Raw genomic sequence first — 22,454 nt, forward strand, 5'->3', positions numbered from 1 at the left:
AAATAAAGTATCTCCGATGACACGACTTCTCTCTCGCCCATACCCCTTGGGTGCAACTGTAAATAAAGAAGGTTGTAACTTCTCTATTCACGCACCAGGGAATAAAGACATAAAACTCGCCCTGTTTGCAGACGATGGCAGTTACGCGCTTCATGATTTACCGAATGAATACGCTGGCATACGTCATACTTTTATTCCGGATATTAAGCCGGGGCAAAAATACGGTTACCTTGTCTCCTACAAGGAAGAGCCACTATTAATTTCTGACCCTTACGCAAAGTCAATTGATAAAGCCCTCCACTATCACCCTCCCTACTCTCCAGCCAAAAGTTTCGATATGCCGAAGTGCATCGTTATCGAAGATGATTTTGACTGGCAAGATACGGATCATCCGCGTATACCCAGAGAAGAGATGGTGTTGTTTGAGACACACGTCAAAGGGCTTACCCAACTCCACCCAGAAGTTGAGGACAAACTGAAGGGGCGCTATTTAGGTCTTGCATCACCTAAAATGCTGGCCTTTTATGAACAGCAAAACATCAACACGCTGCAATTGCTACCTGTCGCAGCGTGTATGCATGAGCCTCACCTACTAGAGATGGAAAAGGTCAATTATTGGGGATACAACCCTTATCTCTTTATGGTGCCCGATCCGCGCTACGCAGAAAAAGACGCCGTCACAGAGCTCAAAACAACGATTCGAGAACTGCACAAAAACGGCATCGAAGTGATTCTCGACGTAGTTTACAACCACACCGCAGAGGGGGGGGAAGGGCCTACAATTTTCAACCTGAAAGCGCTCGATTCCCGTTTTTACATCAAACATGGCAACCACTTCGCAAATTACACTGGTTGTGGCAATACGGTCGATCTCACCTATCAACCCGCTTTAAATCTTGTAATGGATACATTGCGCTACTGGGTTAGCGAATTTAAAGTCGATGGTTTTCGTTTCGACTTAGCCGCAACGTTAGGGCGTCAAGGCGATGATTACAACCCTGAAGCAGCTTTCTTTAAAGCCGTCGCGCAAGACCCAATTTTGCGTGAAACTAAATTGATTGCCGAACCTTGGGATATTGGTCCAAATGGCTACCAAGTGGGTAACTTTCCATTTGGTTGGAACGAATGTAATGACAAACTGCGTGATATTTCCCGCAGTTTTTGGCGCGGTGATCAAGGCTATTTAAAAGAGTTTGCCACTCGATTAATGGGCTCTCGTGATATTTATAGTGCAGCGAACTGGCCATACAAACTCACGGTGAATTACATCACGTATCACGATGGCTTCACACTGCAAGATTTAGTGTCTTACAAGCACAAACACAATGAAGCTAATGGCGAAGAAAATCGCGACGGCCACGGTGACAATCGCTCAGAAAACTACGGTGTCGAAGGCGAGACAGAAAATCTGATGATCATCGCCACGCGTGAGAAGCAAAAACGCAACCTTATTGCCAGCTTGCTGTTTGCTTTTGGAATCCCACACATCCTCACTGCTGACGTGCTGTCTCACACCCAAGGCGGTAACAATAATGCCTATTGCCAAGATAACGAAACCAGTTGGCTTAACTGGGGAGAAACGGAGCGTAAGCAACATTTCAAAACGTGGATGTCACAAATGGTCGCCAACCGAAATCAATACATGGTGCCATTTATCCGAGCTTTCAGTGGCGAAAACCGCAATAACAACCGCATTTTCTGGCGCCGAACAGACGGTCGCTTAATGGAGCATGATGATTGGAACCGTTTAAGCTCTGTCGCACTTCACCTTGGCATCGGTAAAGAAGGACAAGAGCTGGTCTATCTCATCAACCAAACTAACGCTACAGCGCGCTTTAAGCTCCCCAATGAGCGAAAGCAAGAATGGGTAACGATCTGCGATACAAACGTACGTAACCTTAACCCAGGGCATGCTGAAGGCGAGGTTTTGCTATCACCTACTTCGATGGTAATTTTGCATTACCAGCCGAAATTGGAGCAATCATAGAGCAATAGCCCTGAAAGCTTATATACACGACTTTAATAGTAAAAGACCCGAAGTCCGTTAACGACTTCGGGTCCATTTAGTGTTGTAAGCATTAATGAACCTCTGTATATTTATGAGCCATTACAGTATATGAACCAAACTTAAAAGGCGTATAGTCCATATGGCTACTTATCTTTACACACGTTATTCGCCAAAAAATCGAGCTTACCAAGAGCACCTTAATACTCTAAAAGCTTTTGCGCCCGAAGCTCAGCATTTTGAGGATAAGGTTCGTGGTTGCATGCCTCCAACCGAGAGAGAGGCATTCTTACAACTGCTCGATTCCGTCAGAGCAGGTGATACGATTGTGCTCTGGTGGCTAACGGCATTTGGTCGCGATTTTAGTCAGGCGTTAAATACAATCAAAGTATTACTAGCAAAAGGGGTCACACTGAAAACCGTTTGTGAACCACTCACATTTGAACCGGATTCTGTTCAAACTCAAACGCTACTCACCGTGTTATCTGGATATGGAAAAGTGCAGACTGAACATCGCCTGTTTGCCGCGGAGCAAGGGCGACAAGCCATTAAAGAGCAGCCAGATTTGTGGAAACAGAAATTTCGCGGACGCCCAGCAGACAAAACTAAACACCAACAGATCGCAACGTTGCTGTTAGAAGGCTATACGTTGAAGAGTGTTTCGGAACAGTGTGATGTCAGCCTATCTACCGTAAAACGCGTCAAATCTAAGTTAAATGAAGTGGATGATGAAGGCTGCCTCAGAACACGAAAGCAAAGAGGTTATTCTGATGGTGATCCATCATGAGTCGCCCAATCAACTTTCGCACTATCTTACTCGCCTGTCTTATTATCAGTGTTGGCCAATTGAGCATGGGGCTTGTTATGCCCTCTTTGCCATGGATCGCAAAAGACTTTTCTATCTCCCTCGATCAAGCCCAACTGCTCGTGAGTATTTACTTACTCGGCTTTGGTCCCTCTCAGTTCATTTACGGTCCGGTATCGGATGCTTTGGGTCGAAAAAAAGTGCTACTGACGGGCTTGCTCATCGCGATGTCTGGTCTATTAATGATCATTTACCTCAGTGACACCTTCACAGGCATGGTGATGGGGCGTTTTCTACAAGGCTTAGGAACTGGATGCTGCGCGGTACTCGCGAGAGCATCGACTCGAGATAGATTTAGCGGTGATGAGCTCCCTGTTGCCATGTCTTATATCGCTATGGCAGCTTCGATCACGCCACTCATTGCGCCTGTGATTGGCGGCTTTATCAACTTCCACTTTGGTTGGAGTATGGTGTTCATTTCACTGCTAGGTTATGTCTCACTCGCTTGGGTAATCATCGCCTTTAAGTTTACAGAAACCATAGCGAAACGATCTGTTATTCCGTCACCACGCAACATGCTTTTCCAGTATCGAGACTTGGTGACGTCACGTTACTTTATGAGTTTTGCCAGCATCAGTTGGTTAAACTTCAGCCTGATGATAACGACCGTGTCCGTGATGCCATTTATCATGCAAGACCAAATTGGCATGACATCCGATCAATACGCAATGTGGGCACTCATTCCCGCTTTAGGTATGTTAGGCGGCACCACGATTTGTAACCGAGTAAGGCCAATTATCGGCAACAAAAGAATGCTACTTTGTAGTCCATTCCTGCATCTCAGTGCTGCAATATGGTTGTTCTTCTGCCCGGTAGAACCGCTGTATTTAATGTTGGGGCAACTATTAATGATCTTAGGTAACGGCATTGCCCTACCTTGCGCGCAAGCCATGGTAATGCAACCCTACAAAAAGCAGGCTGGTGCTGCAGCAGCCATGTCTGGAGGTGGACAAATGATCGTATCCTCATTGGTCAGCTTAACATTGGTACAGCTTGGTTTAAGCCAAGCCTGGCATCTATCAATCGTTATTGTGGTGTTTGCAGCAATAACGCTCACCAATATTCAACGAGGTTTTGGAGCAGATCAACCTTCAGAACAGTAACGAAAAGACTTACTATTGTCCTTATAATTAAGAACACATCGTATAAGCTTTAACTAAGGATAAGTTGGCGGGTACTAACATGATGTTGCATTTACGAATTGGCGCACTACTACTCGCCACTTTTATATCCGCTGGCACCGCCGCGAAAGCCAACGAGTACTGGCAATTTGATAGTGACGATAACGGAATCACTATCTACTCTCGAGAGCATACCGGCGGTTTAGTTGAGATTCGTGCTCGGATGTTCACACCCACCAGCTATGGCGCATTTTTAACGCTATTAGAAGATAGTGACAATATCCCGAACTGGATTGACAATGCCAGTCATAGCCGGGTTTTAAATCAAATATCAGCCACCGAAAACATCGTTTATACCCGATTTACGGCGCCATGGCCTGCAAAAAATCGTGATATGCTCACCTACTCTAAATATTGGGTCGATGAACTTGGGTTCACGATAAAAATCAAAAGCGCACCAGACTCATATCTTGCTGAACAAAAGGGCTATGTTCGCATTCGTTCGGTTGATGCAACTTGGGAATTACAAAAGCTCACTAATGGCACGACACTCATTGACTACAAAGCGTTTGCTGACCCCGGAGGCCTTTTGCCAATCAGGCTAATCAACAAACTATCAAAACAAAGTGCACGAGCAACATTTAGTAACCTAAGAAAAGAGTTACCAAAATATCAGCAATACTCCCATCCTCAGATAAAGGAGTAAACTTCACGTTTGCTCTTTAATTACGATTACGGTGTTTGAAAAAAGTGCCCACAAAAGAGGCGAAGGCTAACCCTAAAAAGAGCCAAAACAAAGGGATAAACCCAAATGACTCTACTAATAAGCCATTTTCATCTACGTAAGAGCCCTGAGCGTGGTACGCAATTAAACATGTCACACCGCTCAAAAATAAAACTAAGCTCAGTTTATATTTACGAATAAACCCCATCTAAACCTCAAGCAATCAATTGATATGTCTTCGACATATTGCCACCGTATATAGTTCACTCAAAAAACATATTGTCTCTATGTTTGCTCCAATCTTTATTAGAGGTCTTTAGCCAGAGATAAGATAAAAACCCAAACAAAAAGAATAAAAAGTCAAATTGAACTCAAAATATTATATGCATTCTCAGAACTATCTTGACCTTTTTTCTCACATATACAGTGTAATTGTTATCATTTTGTTTGCTCAATGCTGCCAAAAATCGTTCACACCTCTCCCAAAATAATTAGTGTTCTAAATATTTTTATTACTCTATACAAAAACGAACAAAACAACAAAAGACCTTTAAAATCAAAACTTAAGATTCAGAAATCAATTGTAAAACAATAATAGCAACGAGTTGACCTCTTCATTTCTTTCGCTTTTTTAATTGAACGTCTAATCAAGTTAACGCACAATGCCATCGACAACTCACATAATAAATCATGAAAAAAAGGAAGTGTCTTCATGCATAATTTTTCAAAAAGTGCAGTGGCAACTTTAATCTCTGGCCTTTTGCTTGGAACTTCAGCGAATGCGGGAGTGAGTATCACACAAGGAAAGACCACGATCCCCGATGGCGAAGCTACACACGCTCAAGACATTACCGTTCAAAACGAACATGTCGCCTTCGCTCTCGCTGTTGAATCAGCACCACCATGGGGCGTACCGCGAGGAACATTAGTCGATTTGGCAGCAGTAAAGAATGGCAAAGTAGACCTTGACCGTGTTGCCTTTGCTGACTTCATTCCTAACAGCTGGTCCGCATGGCCGAATGATCGCAAATCCATTGAAATTATCGAAGACAGCGACAATAAAGCGGTCATTAAAGTGAGCCGCAACTTCGATAACGTTGATATCACAACGTGGTATACACTCGCTTCTGGATCTGACTCAATTGCGCTTAAAACGGTCATGACCAACCAAGGTAAAAAAGATCTCGCGTTAGAATCAGGGCACACCATTTGGCCAGACACTGGCTACCAATTTGCCGTGCCGGGGTTGGAAGGGAAAGAAGAATCCATAGCCGACAATGCCCTCGCCGATCGCATGGTCGCTTATGATCGAGACTGGGCCTTTGCACTTCATGCTCCTTATTTTGATCGCGTCAAATACAATGGTCGTGACATGTACCTGGGGCATACCTTGAAAGCAGGTGAAAGCCGCACTTTCCAATCCCGACTACAAGTGGTTCCGAATGGAGACATGGCTCCCATTGTTAAGGCAGAAGCTGACCGACTAGGACAAGCGACAGGCACCATCAACGGCCAATTACGCGCGGATAATGGTCGTATTCCTGAAGATGCCATCGTGATGATCGAAAAAGAAGGACAACCCTATGCCTGGACATTGGCCAAAGATGGCCAGTACAGCATGGCGCTGCCTGAGGGTGAGTACCAAATCTACGGCACAGCGACTGGTCACGCAAACAGCAAGCTGCAATCGATTAAAGTGGCGAGAAATAGCGAGCAAACACTCGATTTTACGTCTCTAAAACGCCCAGCAACTCTCTCACTTCAAGTTGAAGAGGCAACATCAGGTCTGGCCAAAGATGCGAGAATCACCATCCTTGAAGGTCAAGCGCCACCGGTTGAATTTTTGGGTAAACGCACCTTCTTTACCGATCTGCTGCCTGCAGGTCATGCGGAGCTAAAACTGGCACCCGGTCAATACAAATTAGGTATCAACTCTGGTGGAGGCTTTACAGCTAAAACCCAAACATTAGACGTAACCCTAACATCCGGTAAAACGACGAAGCAACGAGTAGAAGTGCCTCAAGTGACGTTTCCTAACCGTCAGCATTGGTATGGCGCAGATTTACACCATCATGGCAACGTGTTGGAAGGCGTTACTCCGCCAGAAATTGTTGTGCGCGCTCAGTTGGCAACGGATCTTGACCTGACTTTCATTAGCGATCATGACTCAACCATTAACCACCAGAAGTTTGCAGAACTATCTGCGAAACGTGGCGTGCCTTTCATCCCGTCGATCGAAGTTTCGCCATCATGGGGACATATGAACCCATTTCCTATCGATAATGGCGCCGAGCTAAAGGTCGATCCTGGCACTGCTGACGTTCACACGTTACTTAACGCCGTACATGAGATGGGGGCTGAAGTCGTACCGATGAACCATCCATACAACGATTATGGCTACTTTACGAATATCGCTAAAAATGCAGTCCCTGGTGGTAAAACGGATCACTTCGACCTTATGGAGCTTAATGCGCGCGTAGACAATGAACCAACGTTGAAGAAAGCGCATAAACTCTGGGACCTGGGTGAAGCAATGTACTTTACAGCGGGAACCGACACCCACGATGCGTGGAACCAACTCACGGGGCAGATTCGAATGATGGCAAGAGTCGATGGAGAGCTAACGCCGTCGAAGTTTGCGCAAGCACTTAAAGCCGGCCATGGCTACGCAACACAAGGCCCTATTCTTTATCCGCAAAACATTATGTTTGGTGAAACAGCAGCAGCTGGCGATACGTGGGATATCCACGTCGTTGCAGCCGATGGTCTAAAAGAAATTCGATTGATCGGTAAAGGCGGCAAAGTGCTGAATACCCTGACGATTAACCCGAAAGTTGATACTCAACGCATAGAGCTGTCGCTACCTATACCTAGCGACGCAGAGGGATGGATAAGTTTAGAAGTCGAAGATAAAGACGGCAGCACGGCCTGGAGTAACCCTGTTTGGTTGCAGTCATAGTCTTGATGAAAGTCCGACTCGATGGTAAACAAACCTGAGTTCGACGATGAAATAAAGGCGGCACTGCGCCGCCTTTTTCTACTCGATGTTTTACTGCTGTGCAACCGTCACGGGTTTGGTCGCACCACGGTAATCAAACTCAAAACCAATCCCTTGATCTGTTACATCCATCGTCATACCACCAACAAGCTCGCCTTGTAAGCTTTTCATAACATCATCAGGTAGCGGTTCACCAGTCACGGCTGACGCACTTTCCAACACTTCCAAAATACGTTCTGAATCGAAGTCAAAACTGAACAAGCCATTTGGAGAAAGTGGTTGTGCCATCACTTCTTTGCTCGCGTCTTCGGCATTCTCACCACTGTAGAGCGTAAAATGGTTTTCGTTTAAGCGAGCAAACACATCCATCTTCAAGCCTGTGTGCATTTCTAGCAGGTCACTGACATTAACTGGCTGGTTATCCGGCTGAATTTGTAATTGAGCAAGTTCAGGGACAAACATTTGCGCGGTTTGAATCAGCATCATTGGATCATTGGCAGATAGAGACAACATACCATCTAGCTGGCTAAATACTTCACCGTGCTGAGCATTAGTGTCAACGTGGATATCAAACATCTGCAGGCTTAATCCTTTCAGGCCGTTAACCATGCCGGAGCCCATGCTCACAGCTGCGGCTGGGTTTTGGCCACCCATCTCTTGCTGCATTTGAGTCAATAAAGAGCATTGGTACTGAGGCTGAGTCAAGTCACTCCAAATCTGACCAATCGATGGCGCTAGCGTATTAATGTCTAAACCAAGCGCCATGCTAAAGAAGCTCTTATCATTGTTCGATTCTGCCAAAACGCCACGAATCGACTTAAGCGCATCTAGAATCACTTTATTTTTCGATTCAACAACAAAAGCACCTTTAATGAATGCCTGCTCGCCTTTCAACTTGTATTCCGCAAATGCGACGGATTGAGGCCAGTTTTCTGCAACTTGAGTAAGTTCAGTATGACAAGCTGGTGAGCGCATCTCCTGAATAGTCGGCTCAGGATCAATGGCATCCAGCATGCTGACTTGACGCGCAAAGATATTGCCATCTTTCGTCGTCAAACCTTTAACCAATTCACGGTGATCAAAGTAACCGAAAGAGTTATTGTTTTCGCCGTATTTAGCCTGCAACGCCGCTAGGCGTCCACTCTCCGCAATGTTTTGACTTGGTGACTCAAGTCCCAATGCCATTTTAAGCGGGTTTTGAACACCCAGTTGCGGAATATCAACCGTTAACGTAAGTACGTTGTCAACCACGGCAACAACCAAGCCAATGCCATCTTGCGGGTCAACCGAATCTGTCATCTCGTAACGACGAAACTCCACTTCACCAAGTTTAACCAGCTCGTGCTTAGCACCGCTCATCTGCTCTTCGTGATCCAATGTTTTCCATAACGCGGCAGGGTCTTCAATCTTCAATTTGTACACTGGTACCATACCGATTGTGTACAACACAGGGTTAATGTTTTCTCCGGTACCTAAGTAGGCTTTTAACGTTTCTGGCGATGCAGCGCTCTCCAGATATCCATCAAACAAGTTAACGGCAAACTGTTGCTGTGGAGAAAGTGGTTCATCGGCAAAAAGTTCAGCAATCGAGCCTTGGTTAGCCGTGCCAAATGCATTCATGTATTTATAATGATTAAAAGGTTCCGTCTGATACGTCACCATGAGCGAACCCGCAGGAACTTGCGAAAGTAGTGATACTGAATCACTCGGGGTAGTATTGTTTTGGTACAGGTAGCCAGCGCCCCCTGCAGCTGCGACCACTGCTGTAGCCAATAGTAGTTTTTTCACGACCAACTCCGTTGTCATAGTTATGTGTTCCTAAGCGAAATATCACGCTTAGGTTTAAAGCCTTTGAATAGCACTTTTATATCGACCGCTATCATAAACAAGTTATCGATATAATGAATGTCGGTTTGATAAATTATCCAACATTTATAAGGTAAACCGTGAAGTAAGTTGAATTGCGTGAGGATGCTATTGGCAATATTCACAATCTAATTTCTCGGATAACCACCTTATAAATCAAAATCTTCAGTTCAATAAAGCGATTTGGAGTAACTACGACCAAAAGCACTAGGATATTAAATCTTTATTGAGTCTTTTATCTAATATCTGAAAACGCCTCACGGCCTGACACTTCTTTCCAATTTGCCTCTAGCGGTCCCCGTTCGTTTTCCTTACATTCCCATTAACTCAGTGACGAGACGTATACCAGATACGAGCAGTAGAAGACGATGAAAGACCAGTTGACGATCTCTATATCAACCATCAATGGCTCCAGACATTGGTACTTCAGTAAAAGGATGCAACGCAATCTAAAAACGTTTTTATGCTTTTTTGTCATTGCTCTGGCCGCAACCGCGATCTTAATTCATCACTTGTACACTCGCGTCGATAATGCCGCGTTAAAACAAGCTGAATTGACAGAACATTCGCGCACTATGGGTGAAGAGCTCAGCACACTGAAAGCATTAAAATCCGAGCTGGAAAGTGATCTCTCAGAGCGAGAAGAGCGAGTACAACTTGTTTCGGAGCGTTTGGGAGAGTTAGAGAAAGTCCTTGGAGTTGGAGAACATACTACCACGGATAATTTGGATGCCCGACTTGATGCGGCGGCGATTACGTCGAACGTTCGCATGGTGTTGTTAAACCAAATACCAAGCGGGTCTCCGGTCGGTAAAGCGCGGCTCTCTTCTCGCTTCGGTAAGCGCATTCATCCGGTGACAAAAGTCGCTAAGATGCATCGCGGGCTCGATTTTGCCGTGAATACCGGTACTAAGGTTTATGCCCCAGCAGATGGGGTTGTGGAAGTCACCCGCCGCAGCAATAAAGGCTCTGGTAACTTCCTCAGGCTGCAACATTCTTTCGGTTTTTCGAGTTCTTATTCGCACTTGAAAAAGTTCAAAGTTAAAAGCGGTCAGTTCGTCAAAAAAGGGCAACTGATTGCAATTTCCGGCAACAGTGGGCTCTCTTCTGGCCCTCACCTTCACTACGAGGTGCGTTTTGTTGGGCGAGCACTGAATCCGAAGCCATTTGTCGATTGGAGCCTCAATGATTTCGAAGACATTTTTACTAAGGAGCGAAGAATACGATGGGAATCTTTAATCAAAACCGTGGAACAACGAGTAGCTCAGCAGCTTCAACTCTCATCGCCAAAGGCTGTGCTGTTAGCGGAGAACTCAAAGTAGAAAACGATGTCCAGATTGATGGCATCGTCGATGGTCAAATTAATGTAGAAGGCACTCTCGTCGTTGCAGAAAGCGGCCGAGTAAACGGTGAGATCTACGCTAAGCAACTGATCATCAATGGTATGATGGATGGTAACTGTCACGCAGAACACATTCAAGTACTTGCCAAGGGACGTGTAAGTGGGAGGATCTGGAGTAATAACCTCAGCATCGAACCTGGTGGTAAATTCTTTGGTGAAGCGGCCGAATTACCTGAAAAAGAAGTGGTGACACTGAAAGGAAAGGCTCAAGAAAACGCCAGCACGAAAGAAAACAATACCAACAATGAAAAGCGACCTGCGCGTAAATCAGCGTAAACTCTTTGGTTAAAGTGCATAAAAAAGACGGCTTTCACGCCGTCTTTTTTATTACTAGAGACACGAGCTTCGTCAGAAGCTACAGTGGTTATTCGGCCGGGTTTAAAATCATCACCGAGCGCTTTGCTTGTGGACCAAAAGCTGCTCTCGCATGCGCTTTCACTTCTTCTAATGTCACACTCTTAGCCGCTTTCTCAACGTCAAGTAACACATCGACGCCGTAATCATGCACTAAGTAGCGAGTATACGACCATGCACGCTGAGCAGGGTTATCATCTAATCCTTGCATCGCTACTGCCAATTGCTTCGCTGCCGTATCCACTTCTTTTTGCGTGATGTTCGAAGCTAAGTCATCAAACATTTTGCCTAACTTGCTATCTAAAACTGCCACGTCTTCGGGCTCAACTTGAGATTCCAAGAGCCAATCAGAGATTGGTTCGCGATCTTGCGTCACGGTGTAAATATTTGGGCTGTAATCAAGGCTAGACTCTTCTCGCACAATATCCAAGACACGCGCGTTACTGATACGTTGCAAAATATCTTCGATAACCGTATCCCTTGCCGTACGTTGGTAATCGTTCGTGTTAGTCAAACGCATTACATACAACGATGAAGGTTCATGACCATCCGCAACGACTGTTCGCGCCGGCACGTCGGTGTTGAACGCAACATGGTAATCAATCGAACGACTCGGTTGCATCTCGATGGAGGCCACATACTTACGCAAGAGTGGCGTAATTTCTTCCGGCTCGACATTGGCCACAATGACCATCTTAAAACCATCGTTGGTTTTGAAAAGTTGCTCATGCACCGCTAGTATCTGCTCGGAAGTCACTTGTTCAACATCATCACTGGACACTATACGATGACGACTACCTGGCAAATAAGAATTGCCGTTTGCTTTTTGAATCAGTTTTCCCATCGGTGATTCAAAAAAAGCACCGCTCTGCTGCTTAAACTCTTGCTTCGCTGCCGCCATCTGGCGCTCGTCGACTTTAATCTCCGTCGCTAGATTGTATAGTCCATTCAACGCGTAAGTTAAATGCGTTGTTGGCGCGGTAATTTGTGAACCGTGACTGGTCGCATCAAGAATCGCGCTAAGCGCAATGTTATTTTTGCGTAAGTAACTGTCTAACTCTGAACCAGAAAATGCCCCTAACCCACTGCGTATCGCCGTCGTTGCAGCGATTTCATACGCAGCATATAACGCTGGATCAACGGCGGCTTTACCACCTTGACTCGCATAGTAAATATAAGCTCTGCCACCCGCTTTGGCATCTTTTTGGAACCACACTTCGACACCGTTTGATAGCGTATAAACTTGAAAGCCACCCGCTTCCTGACGCATGCTGGTGATGGTACCTTCTTGAGTAGGCTGTAAGAATCCATCCACTTTGTCATACATCTCTAACGGTTTTTCGCCCGTTTGGAGGTAGGCACTGTATAGATCGGTAAATACATCATTGAACTGAGCTGACGTTTCACTTTTCCCTAACCCAATCACAAAGATTGGTTGCTCAGACAACAAGGCATTCAATTGCGTGTTAATGCTCTCTAGATTCTCGTTGTTGATGAATTCAGACAAACTCTGGGCGTAACTTTCTTTTGATTGACTCACACTGCCTTGGTCAATTTGAAAAACGCGCGCTTCTGCATAACTGTTTGGCTTACGTTGGTCCCAGTCTGAATCAATATTTGCGAGCTCACCTTGCCAATTTGACATGATGCTCTCTAACTCAGATTGGGTCGCACCATAATCTCTCAGTGACGCCAACGTGCTGATGAAAGTTTGATGCATTTGTTCACGACGCTCAGGCCCAAACGAAATACCTGCCGACATCATGCGCTGGTAGTTGGAATAGTAAGGCTGGGCATAAGCATACTGAAAAGGTTCAGCGGCATCATTAAGTACACGAATCAGACGTTGTTGAATTAGCTGTGTTGCGACTTCATCACGCCACACTTGATGCTGCTGTTCAATCGTAGTGCTGCCACTTAGACCACGCTCAATCACTAAATGAAGGCTTGGTGATTCCATCGTGTTACTTGGCAAGATTCGGTTTTGGTTATTCACTCGAATATCGCGGCGCTTCTCTATTACGGTATCCGAGGTGCTTTCCCAGTTCGAGAATTTGTTTTTGATAATATTGGACAGTGAATCCACGTCGATATTACCGGTCACAACCAACTCGGCATTTTGTGGTTGGTACCACTTGTCGTAAAACGCTTTTAGCTTGCTTGATGAGGCATTTTGAATCGCTTCGCGAGTACCAATTGGGTCGTGTTCACCATACATAGTGCCTTCAATCGACGCTTGATAAGCATGCATAGAAAAGGACTTATCATCCGGGTTAGCACGTCGCCATTCACCAAGAATCACCCCTTTTTCTTTCTCTACTTGTTCAGGAGCAAACTGAAGTCCGTTTCCGATATCTCTCATCCACTTCAGGGCATCTTCCAGCTTTGTATTATTGGCAAGATCAAGTTGGTAAGAAGTTTGCTGATAAGTGGTAAAGGCGTTGATATCGGCACCAAAGCTACCACCAGATTGCTCGAAAAGTTTAACAACGTCGTTGCCGGTAAAATGCGTGCTGCCATTAAACGCCATGTGCTCAACAAAGTGAGCGTAACCTTTTTGATTGGCTTCTTCTTGGAATGAGCCGACATTCAGAACCAAACGGACCGATACTTCTTGGTCTTTTGTTGGGTAAAGATGGTATTTCATACCGTTCGATAACTGGTCGACATGCCAGTTGGCGTCAGGCTGAATCGGCGTCGACTGTTGTGTCAGAGCACACCCTGACAGTAATAACGCGGGGACTAACAATATACTGCGCATAACTATTGTCCATAACAATGATTAAGCCGATCAATATAATCCTCGTTCGATGACCTTCACATTTTTAATGGATTATTTACTACTCAAACGTGACGTAAATCACCTTTTAATGAAATCAATTATCATTTACAAAAATAGACAAATCCTTACTTTACAAATAGATAAATAACACAGCTTAAAAGCCTTTTTCTTATTTGATGTAAAACTCAAAATCGCGACATGGAGTCAGTATTTATTTTGAGCAATAAAATATAATTATTGAACAGATTCGAATCTGACTTTCTGCTGCATATTCAACGGCTCGGTGAGTCCTGATGAGAATAAAAACACAACAACTATTATTCAAAGATCTATTATTCGCTTTATGTTCAAAAATCTATCATTAAAAAATAAACTGGCAATCTCTGCCAGTGCTGCCATCATTCTCGGGGGAGTGCTGGTAGAAGGGCTGTCTTTTCGAGATTCATTAAACAGACTGGATGTCGAAGTCGCGCAACGACTAGAAAGCACCAGCGCATCTTACAATCAATACGTAAAGGACTGGTTACTCTCAAAAGAGCGAGCACTGACGTCACTCTCTTCCGATTCAGAGAAGCGTTCTCTAGTTACGCACTTGAAACAAGTCCGAGACTCTGGCGCGTTTGATAACGTCTTTCTCGCTTACCCAGACGGCTCACAAGACAACGCCAATGGGGTGGTTTTGCCACCAGGTAATAACGACCCACGCAAATGGGGTTGGTACACCAACGCCATTGCCAATCCATCGAAAGTCTTTATGGATAACCCAACCGTCGCAGCGGCCACGGGGGCCAACGTCGTGTCGCTCGGTAAAGCCCTGCAACTACATGGTCAAACCGTCGTTCTGGGTGCAGATGTCGAGATCGGTGATATCCTAAACAGCCTCAACCAAGTGATCCTGCCGGGTGAAGGCTATATGTTTATTGCCAATGAACAGGGCAATATTTTCACCCATAACGACGGTAAGCTGCTGAACCAACCTGTTAGCAAGCTAGGCCTAAACAACAGCGATATTACCTCTGCCGCACGTTCCGGCACAGAGCGTCGTGTCTCGATTAACAACACCGAATATGTGGTTTACGCGCGCCATATTGAGGGCACCAAACTCACAACGGTCACAGTGTTAGATCAAAACTCGTTGGTTGCCCCACTTTACGATGCTGTTTGGGATCAAATCATCGCAACCACTATCGTCGTCGTTATCTGTGTGGCTTTGTTTAACCTGTTATGTAACATCTTGTTCCGTCCGCTCTACAATGTTTCGAATGCGCTCGCGCAAATCGCCAACGGTAGCGGCGACCTGACTCAACGCATCAAAGTAGAAAACCGTGACGAAGTTGGTGAACTGGCTGAAAACTTCAACCAGTTCGTTGAAAGTTTGCAGCAACTTATTGGTCACATTCGCCACCAAGCGGAAGAACTGAGCCAACAATCGGAGCTGAGCACGACTCGCGCGAATCAGTCGGTTTCTGATCTGAACCATCAGCAACAAGAAATTACTATGGTGGCGACCGCTGTGACCGAAATGGCATCGGCAACGCAAGAGATTGCAGCGCATGCAGAGCAGACGGCCAAAGCCGCACAAGACTCTTCAGCGAGCACACAAAATGGTCATGAACTGGTGATCAACTCCAAATCGTCCATCAACAATTTGTCTTCTGAAGTCAACCAAGCGAGCGTTGTCATCGGCGAGCTCAACCAGCACGCGCAAGACATCTCTACAGTACTATCAACGATTCGAGACATCGCAGAGCAAACCAACTTACTGGCTCTGAATGCGGCGATTGAAGCGGCGCGTGCAGGTGAGCAAGGTCGCGGTTTTGCCGTTGTTGCAGACGAGGTGCGCGTGCTATCACAACGCACACACACCTCAACCGAAGAGATTCGCTCGACGATCGAGACTTTGCAACAGACCACACAACGCGCTGTGACCATCATGGATACAAGCTCTCAACTTGCCCAAGGATCAGTGGAAGATGCCGATCGCGCAGCACTGGCTCTGGATGAAATCAACGCGGCCGTTGCGTTGATCAGCGATATGGCAACGCAAATCGCGACCGCAGCCGAAGAGCAAACGCACGTAACCAATGAAATCACACAAAACGTCACGACTATTAAAGATGTGACTGATCACTTGGTGGTTGGTGCCGAAGAATCGATGAATCAATCTGCTGAGCTGAAATCACAAGCCGAGGATCTCAACTCGAAAGTAGCGACGTTTAAACTGGCTTAAACGCCACGTTAGGAACGCACTTAAAAACAACAAACCCCGCTAGCAAATGTATAACTAGCGGGGTTTATTTTTATGGCTCGACGTTTTTATTGCAGATAGCTTTCGAAAGACGTAAACCTACACCGCCACACACATCGGCGTACCTGAGATTGGGTCGTTAAATACTCTCGCTTGTAAATCAAACACCGATGCCAACATGCCCTCTGTTAGTACCTCTTGCGGCGTTCCCTGAGTGACTAACTGACCTTTTTCCAACACCACCAAATGATCACAGTAACGGCAAGCTTGGTTTAGATCGTGCAGCACTACCACTACAGTTTTGCCTTTGTCGTTCATCTGCCTCATAAGTTTCATCAGCTCAACTTGGTGAGAGAGATCCAAGTAAGTGGTTGGTTCATCAAGCATCACTACGTCAGTATCTTGCGCCATTACCATCGCAATCCACGCCCTTTGTCTTTGACCACCAGACAACGATTCAACTGGCTTGTCAGCAAACTCTATCACGCCAGTATCTTGCATTGCTTGCTCGACTAAGGCTTTGTCTTGTTGACTTAACCTGCCCCAATGAGAGAGGTAAGGCGAGCGGCCATATTCGACCAGTTTTCTGACGGTAATACCTTCAGGGCTGATAAGAATTTGCGGCAGCAAAGACAACGAACGCGCCAAGCGTTTATCGCCGTAGTTGCTTAGTGGTTTTTCGTCATACAACACTTGGCCGGAAGCTGGCTTGTTAATGCGTACCAAGGTTTTTAATAATGTCGATTTACCGCAACCATTTGGGCCAACTAGTGCGGTAATTTTACCTTGAGGAATCGACAAAGAGAGATCTGGAATGATGGTCTGTTTGCCGTACGCGACGGATAAGTTCTGCGTTCGTAACATGCTTACCAACCTCTATAACGATACAAAAGAAAAATGAAATATGGTGCGCCAATAACAGATGTCAGCACTCCCGCTGGTAGCTCAATTGGCGGCTGTAAGCCTCTCGCTAAACCATCGGCGCAAATCACCAACAAAGCGCCAAGGGTTGCAGCGGCTGGAATCAACAACTTGTGGTTGTGGCCAAACAGCAAACGCGCAAGATGCGGCGCAAGCAGGCCAACAAAGCTGATCGTGCCTGCCACAGACACACTGATGCTCGCCAATAGCACGGCAGCAATCAGCGCAAGAATTTGGATCTGTCTTGGTTTCGTGCCAAGTGTAGTGGCGCTTTCTTCTCCCAGTCCCATCACATCTAACCTCCATGCCAACCAAAACGCCAATGGCAGTAGCAGCAATAGAGCACTCCAAATAAACGGCACTTGTTGCCAGTTTCGTCCCCACAAACTGCCGGTTAGCCATACCATCGCCGTGTTGATTTCGATAGGGTGCACAATCAGAAGAAAATCGATACCGCTGGCTAAAAATGCGCTGACAGCAACACCAATCAGCGCCAAACGTGCTGGTGTTGGTTTCGACCAGTAAGCCAGCACAGCAATAAAGCCAGCAGCAAGCAAGCCTCCCGCCATGGCGACCATCGGCAACATTGCCACTGGCGCATTCGGATACAGCACCAAACAAGCGGTAGCCGCCAGTCCTGCTCCGGCGCTTATCCCCATTAAATCTGGTGAGGCAAGTGGATTACGGATGACGCCTTGAACTAAAACGCCTGACAGCCCCAACCCAGCGCCCACGCCAATGGCGAGCAACATTCTCGGTAATCGATATTGGTGAATCACAAAGTCCGAGCCAGAGAAAGAAAACAGTAATGCAAAAACCTGTTGAGCCGACATGTTCGCCGCGCCAACAAACAGCGTGAGAGAAGCCGCAATCAGCAACAATCCAACTAATGCAAACAGTTTGGTTTGATTCATCATGATGATTTCCTCATTGCAATCGCGATAAAGCAAGGTGTGCCCAACAGCGCGGTAATCACGCCCACTGGCGTTTCAGCCGGAAAGGCAATCGCTCGTGATAAAGCATCTGACCACGTCACCAATGCCGCGCCACACAAGGCGGAAACCGGAATGAGAATGTGATAGTTGTGACCAACAATCGGGCGTACCAAGTGCGGCACTAACAACCCGACAAAGCCAATTGGCCCAGCAATCGCTACGCTAGTTCCTGCCAACAGCACAACCGCTAAACCACTGATAAATCGCGTAAGACGAATGTTACCACCTAGCCCAACAGCAACTTCGTCCCCCAACGCGAGTAAATTTAAGTTTCGCGCTAAGCCCATGGCGAGCACCAAACCTAAAGTCGCAAAAGGCCACAGTTGCTGCCACTGCTCAGAATCTACCGCAGAGAGTGAACCCGTTAACCAATGCAACACGCTGTAAGCCATGTCATCCGCCAAAATTACCGACGCACGAGTTAACCCTATCAGCAGTGCACTGATGGCAATGCCCGCTAGCACTAAACGCAATGGGTGAGAACGCGCGGAGAAAAAACCGCCCAACAACATGACCGCACCACCACTTAGTAGCGCGCCGAGTACTGCGTTGATGATTGGGTTCAATTGACTAAAGAATGGTACGCCGATGGACGCCAAGGCCATAAAACACGCCGCACCGGCATTAATGCCGAGAATGGATGGCGACGCCAAAGGGTTACGAGTTAATCCTTGCATCAGCACTCCGGATACCGCAAGCGAAGCGCCAATTAATAACCCAGCATAGGCACGAGGCGCACGCAGCGTCGCGAGGATTTGATGCAGCATATTGCCCTCATCAAACGCAAACCAATAGCTTGTCAGATCATTAACGCTCAAAGAAAAGTTGGACCAGCCAATCATTGAGGCTGCATAGCCTGAGAGCGTACACAACGCCATAGCACAGACAAACAAGCTCGCTTTCCAATGCGATTTGCTAACCGAAGACGCGCTTTCCGAGCTTATCGCCGCACTCATGAGCGCTCCAATAACGCTTCAAGATTGCGGGCAATTTCTTCCGCAGCCAACATGCCGCGATTTAACGACCACAGTTCAGGCGAAACCTCAACAAGTTGCTGTTTTTTCGCAGCAATTAGCAACCTAAACAATGGGTTTTTGCGCCACTCATCCACAATATTTGGTTGAGAGTAAAGTCCAACTAACAACCAATCAGGGTTGGTTTTTAGTAAAAGTTCGAAACTGGTTGGGATATACGCTTTTTGCTCAGATGGAGCCAGCGGGCTTTGGATGCCCAGCGTACTCAAAACGCCCCCAGCGTAAGAAACCGGGCTATGCAGCCACATCCCTTTGTCAGAAACCACACCAAACTGAATGGTTTCTTGTGTCGCAAAATGCTGTTTGAACTCCGCCATTGTCTGTTTGTGCTGCTCAATTCGTTGTGTCATTTTCGCTTGTTTGCCAATTGCCACGCCGATTTTGTGTGCGGATTCGAGATTTTCTTGATATGTCTCACCACGGCTTTTTAGCAGCAAGGTTGGCGCAATTCGCTGCAAATCTTGATAAATCGCACGATGACGTTCTGCATCAGCAATGATCAAATCCGGCTTGAGCACCGCAATCGCCTCTAAACTCGGTTGTGAGCGCATGCCGACCGATTGCCAAGGTTCGATCTTGTCACGAACAGCAGGGATGACTCGTGTGGCATCGTTGTCATCGGCAACGCCTACCGGTGAGACATCGACGGCCGCCAGAGCGTCCACAAACGAAAACTCCAAAACCACAATACGTTGAGGTATCGCTTCTAGCTCAAAAATGCCTTGCTCATCTTTCACGCTGCGCGCCTGAGACAATGCGCTAAATGACATCAAAGCTGAGCTCAGTAGCATCAGCAAAACGGTTGAAAAGTGTTTGATCGTAAATTGTTTTTTATTTTTCATCTTGCTTTTTCCAGTGCTAAGATCGGCAAAGTCGCCAAGGTAAATTGGCGACTTTTCTTTTCAGACTCGGTGAACGAAACGCTTAAAACTGATAGTTCAGATCCAGCGTGTAAGAGCGTCCCGGAGCTGGGTATCGACCAACTGGGCTGGTATCAATCCCACGGAAGTAATACTCCTCGTCAAACAAGTTGTTTACTGCAACATTCATGCGCAACTTGCCTTTGTCGTCTTTGTATAAATCCGTGCCTAAATTGAAGTTCCACACCATGTAAGACGGCACTTTGCCCGTTTCACCTATTGCGTCTTCGGCACTGGTGTTGGCGTTATCGGTATACGAATCACTGAAGTAGAAGCCCGATAGCGTGGTGTCCATGCCGTAAAATGCGTAGGTTGCATCCCAACCAAGCTGATGCTTAGAGGTGTAAGGCAGTTGATTACCTTTATTCTCACCTTCTTCTTCAAGCGTAGCGTCTAGATAGTTATAGCTTGCGCCTAAACTCAGTGCAGGTAGTGCTTCAGGCACGTAACGAGCAGAAAGCTCTAAACCTTGGTGAAGGGTTCTACCTATATTTTCAGACGTATTTGTCGCACTCCGCCACTGCAACTGATCCTTAAAGTCAATGCGATACAAAGCTGCATTGAAGCTTGTTGAATCTTGAACATACCGAACGCCAAGTTCGTAGTTCCAAGCCAACTCACTGCTTTCCTTACCGACCCCTCGAACATTAACAAGCTGAGGAACGCGAAGAGATTTCTGCGCATTGGCATAGCTCAGCCATTGTTCATTCCAGTTATATGCGATCGTCACACCAGGCAATAATTCAGTCACCTTGTTTCCAGATTCTTGCCCGCTGCCCAAATCTTTATAGGACATATCAACAAATTCATAACGAAGTCCGGGCGTGACTTTTAACGCACCATTAAACAACCCGACTTCGTTGCTCACATATCCTGCGTACGCATCGGTATCAAGGTGCCAGTTTCGCGGTACATTTGTGGCTCCGCCTGACACTGGTGTTTGTGTCACTTTATATTGAATGTCTTCATTAATGTAACGAGTCCCTATAATCCAGTTTTGCGTAATGGCACCTCCATCAACAAAAACAGCAAGCTTAGGTTCGATACCATAAACACGGAACTCTCGTGGTGAAGTACTTACTTTTGTAGAAGGCAGAGCCGGATCCGCCCAATGGCCACCCGCGCTGTTAAAGCCCCACTTGAAAAGACGCTCTGACTTATGGCCAAACGTTAGCACTTCTAGCTCGGCACTGTTGGCAAATGGCAAATCGTGGATGTACTTAACACTCCAGCGCGTCGACTTACCTTCATAATCATCGTAAGGACGTTTCGATTGATGACGATCTTGCTCGTAATCTTGTGGCGAAAGTGCGCCCGGCATTTGCGTTTCAGCATCGTAACGTTGCAGGAATGCTTGAATCTCTTGAGTATCACTCAGTAGCCACTGTGCTTTAGCTTGAAAGTTCTTCACGTCCGTATCGGAATGTTCACGGAAGCTTTCGCCTTTTAGGAAGTTACCCTCCAACTGCAGCGCGAATGTGTCGCTTAACCAACCGCCCGTGCGTAGGTAAAAATCATTCAGCGGCGCATCACCGCCATCAAACACGGTAAGGCGGTTACTGATTTCAGTTTGCCAAGTGTGTGGAATCGGTTTGGTCACTAGGTTGATCACACCACCGACGTTGTTTGGACCGTACTGCACTGCGGCACCGCCGCGTACAATGTCAATACGATCAAGCATCGACAGCGTTGCTGGGAAGATAGACTGACCAGTATGGCCGTATGGCGCGAGCGTTAGCGGCACACCATCCATCAAGAACTGCGCATGACCACTGCGGCTTGCTTTCAAACCACGTACGGAAATGTTAGGCAATACGCCCGTTCCGCTTTCATCCTGAACTTTAATACCCGGAACACGCTGTAGCGCATTATCGATCGAACCAGCTGCAGTTTTCTCAATTTGATCACGGGTAATGACGGTACGAGCACCTGGGTACTCTTTGACATCTTCAATTTCAGAGTTACCAATCACGCTACCAGTGACAACGACGGTTTCCATCGCGGTAGTTTGTTCTTTTTTAGCAGGAGCGGCAACCGCGCTCATGGAGGTGGCAGAAGCGATAGCAATCGCGAGCACACTGTAAGTGGTAGACAAACCAGCACGTACACGCACTTTACCATCCAAATTCTGGTAAGACATTAAGGTCTCCTTTGCGAGAAATTGAGCCTCGGGCAGAACATTTCCCGTAGGCTCTCGGGGCTAAAACATCCTCAATAAG

The 22,454-nt window shown here is 46.4% G+C and carries 16 protein-coding genes; 8 read left to right on the top strand and 8 right to left on the bottom strand.

Annotated elements, in window-relative coordinates:
* The first annotated feature begins 16 nt into the window (after nucleotides 1-16).
* The 4 genes from glgX to NL643_RS06920 all read left to right on the top strand — a co-directional run bounded on the left by glgX (nucleotide 17) and on the right by NL643_RS06920 (nucleotide 4,697).
* Complete coding sequence (gene glgX / locus NL643_RS06905; RefSeq protein WP_253644142.1) at nucleotides 17-1,987, top strand: glycogen debranching protein GlgX; 1,971 nt, start codon at nucleotides 17-19, stop codon at nucleotides 1,985-1,987.
* A 160-nt stretch (nucleotides 1,988-2,147) separates the two neighbouring features.
* Entirely contained in the window at nucleotides 2,148-2,792 is a 645-nt protein-coding gene (locus NL643_RS06910) for a recombinase family protein (protein ID WP_005395606.1), read from the top strand.
* Nucleotides 2,789-3,973, top strand: coding sequence for a multidrug effflux MFS transporter (locus tag NL643_RS06915; protein WP_104973158.1), 1,185 nt, complete (start codon nucleotides 2,789-2,791; stop codon nucleotides 3,971-3,973). Before NL643_RS06910 ends, NL643_RS06915 begins: the two co-directional genes overlap by 4 nt.
* Before the next feature lie 79 nt (nucleotides 3,974-4,052).
* Nucleotides 4,053-4,697: an START domain-containing protein gene (locus tag NL643_RS06920; protein ID WP_253644143.1), complete on the top strand. Its 645-nt coding sequence runs from the start codon at nucleotides 4,053-4,055 to the stop codon at nucleotides 4,695-4,697.
* Between the two features lie 16 nt (nucleotides 4,698-4,713).
* Here NL643_RS06920 and NL643_RS06925 read toward each other — a convergent pair whose 3' ends face one another.
* A complete protein-coding gene (locus NL643_RS06925) occupies nucleotides 4,714-4,923 on the bottom strand; it encodes a DUF3955 domain-containing protein (RefSeq protein WP_253644144.1) in 210 nt (69 codons plus the stop codon).
* Between the two features lie 504 nt (nucleotides 4,924-5,427).
* Here NL643_RS06925 and NL643_RS06930 point away from each other — a divergent pair.
* Entirely contained in the window at nucleotides 5,428-7,674 is a 2,247-nt protein-coding gene (locus NL643_RS06930; RefSeq protein WP_253644145.1) for a CehA/McbA family metallohydrolase, read from the top strand.
* Between the two features lie 90 nt (nucleotides 7,675-7,764).
* Here NL643_RS06930 and NL643_RS06935 read toward each other — a convergent pair whose 3' ends face one another.
* Nucleotides 7,765-9,519 (bottom strand): hypothetical protein, encoded by a 1,755-nt coding sequence (locus NL643_RS06935; RefSeq protein ID WP_253644146.1) that lies wholly within the window; start codon nucleotides 9,517-9,519, stop codon nucleotides 7,765-7,767.
* Nucleotides 9,520-9,947: 428 nt separating this feature from the next.
* Here NL643_RS06935 and NL643_RS06940 point away from each other — a divergent pair, with 428 nt between their 5' ends.
* A complete protein-coding gene (locus NL643_RS06940) occupies nucleotides 9,948-10,901 on the top strand; it encodes a M23 family metallopeptidase (RefSeq protein ID WP_005395595.1) in 954 nt (317 codons plus the stop codon).
* The gene (locus NL643_RS06945; protein ID WP_080619267.1) at nucleotides 10,805-11,257 is read left to right on the top strand and encodes a polymer-forming cytoskeletal protein; all 453 of its coding nucleotides are present in this window, start codon (nucleotides 10,805-10,807) and stop codon (nucleotides 11,255-11,257) included. Before NL643_RS06940 ends, NL643_RS06945 begins: the two co-directional genes overlap by 97 nt.
* An 88-nt stretch (nucleotides 11,258-11,345) precedes the next feature.
* On the opposite strand, the gene NL643_RS06950 is transcribed toward NL643_RS06945, so the two are convergent.
* Nucleotides 11,346-14,096 (bottom strand): pitrilysin family protein, encoded by a 2,751-nt coding sequence (locus NL643_RS06950; protein ID WP_253644147.1) that lies wholly within the window; start codon nucleotides 14,094-14,096, stop codon nucleotides 11,346-11,348.
* A gap of 364 nt (nucleotides 14,097-14,460) precedes the next feature.
* Here NL643_RS06950 and NL643_RS06955 point away from each other — a divergent pair, with 364 nt between their 5' ends.
* Complete coding sequence (locus tag NL643_RS06955) at nucleotides 14,461-16,347, top strand: methyl-accepting chemotaxis protein (RefSeq protein WP_253644148.1); 1,887 nt, start codon at nucleotides 14,461-14,463, stop codon at nucleotides 16,345-16,347.
* Between the two features lie 117 nt (nucleotides 16,348-16,464).
* Here the strand turns inward: NL643_RS06955 and fecE are convergent, their stop codons facing one another.
* From fecE to NL643_RS06980, 5 genes are all read right to left on the bottom strand, one after another.
* The gene (gene fecE / locus NL643_RS06960; RefSeq protein ID WP_253644149.1) at nucleotides 16,465-17,229 is read right to left on the bottom strand and encodes a Fe(3+) dicitrate ABC transporter ATP-binding protein FecE; all 765 of its coding nucleotides are present in this window, start codon (nucleotides 17,227-17,229) and stop codon (nucleotides 16,465-16,467) included.
* 2 nt (nucleotides 17,230-17,231) lie between these two features.
* Entirely contained in the window at nucleotides 17,232-18,203 is a 972-nt protein-coding gene (locus tag NL643_RS06965) for an iron ABC transporter permease (RefSeq protein WP_253644150.1), read from the bottom strand.
* Nucleotides 18,200-19,237 (bottom strand): iron ABC transporter permease, encoded by a 1,038-nt coding sequence (locus tag NL643_RS06970; protein WP_042522221.1) that lies wholly within the window; start codon nucleotides 19,235-19,237, stop codon nucleotides 18,200-18,202. Before NL643_RS06970 ends, NL643_RS06965 begins: the two co-directional genes overlap by 4 nt.
* Nucleotides 19,234-20,157 (bottom strand): Fe(3+) dicitrate ABC transporter substrate-binding protein FecB, encoded by a 924-nt coding sequence (locus tag NL643_RS06975; protein WP_301339100.1) that lies wholly within the window; start codon nucleotides 20,155-20,157, stop codon nucleotides 19,234-19,236. Before NL643_RS06975 ends, NL643_RS06970 begins: the two co-directional genes overlap by 4 nt.
* Nucleotides 20,158-20,239: 82 nt before the next feature.
* Entirely contained in the window at nucleotides 20,240-22,375 is a 2,136-nt protein-coding gene (locus tag NL643_RS06980) for a TonB-dependent siderophore receptor (RefSeq protein WP_243327445.1), read from the bottom strand.
* Nucleotides 22,376-22,454 lie beyond the last annotated feature (79 nt).

It is taken from the genome of Vibrio sp. Y42_MX_L11 (assembly GCF_024181785.1).
Lineage (GTDB): Bacteria > Pseudomonadota > Gammaproteobacteria > Enterobacterales > Vibrionaceae > Vibrio > Vibrio diabolicus.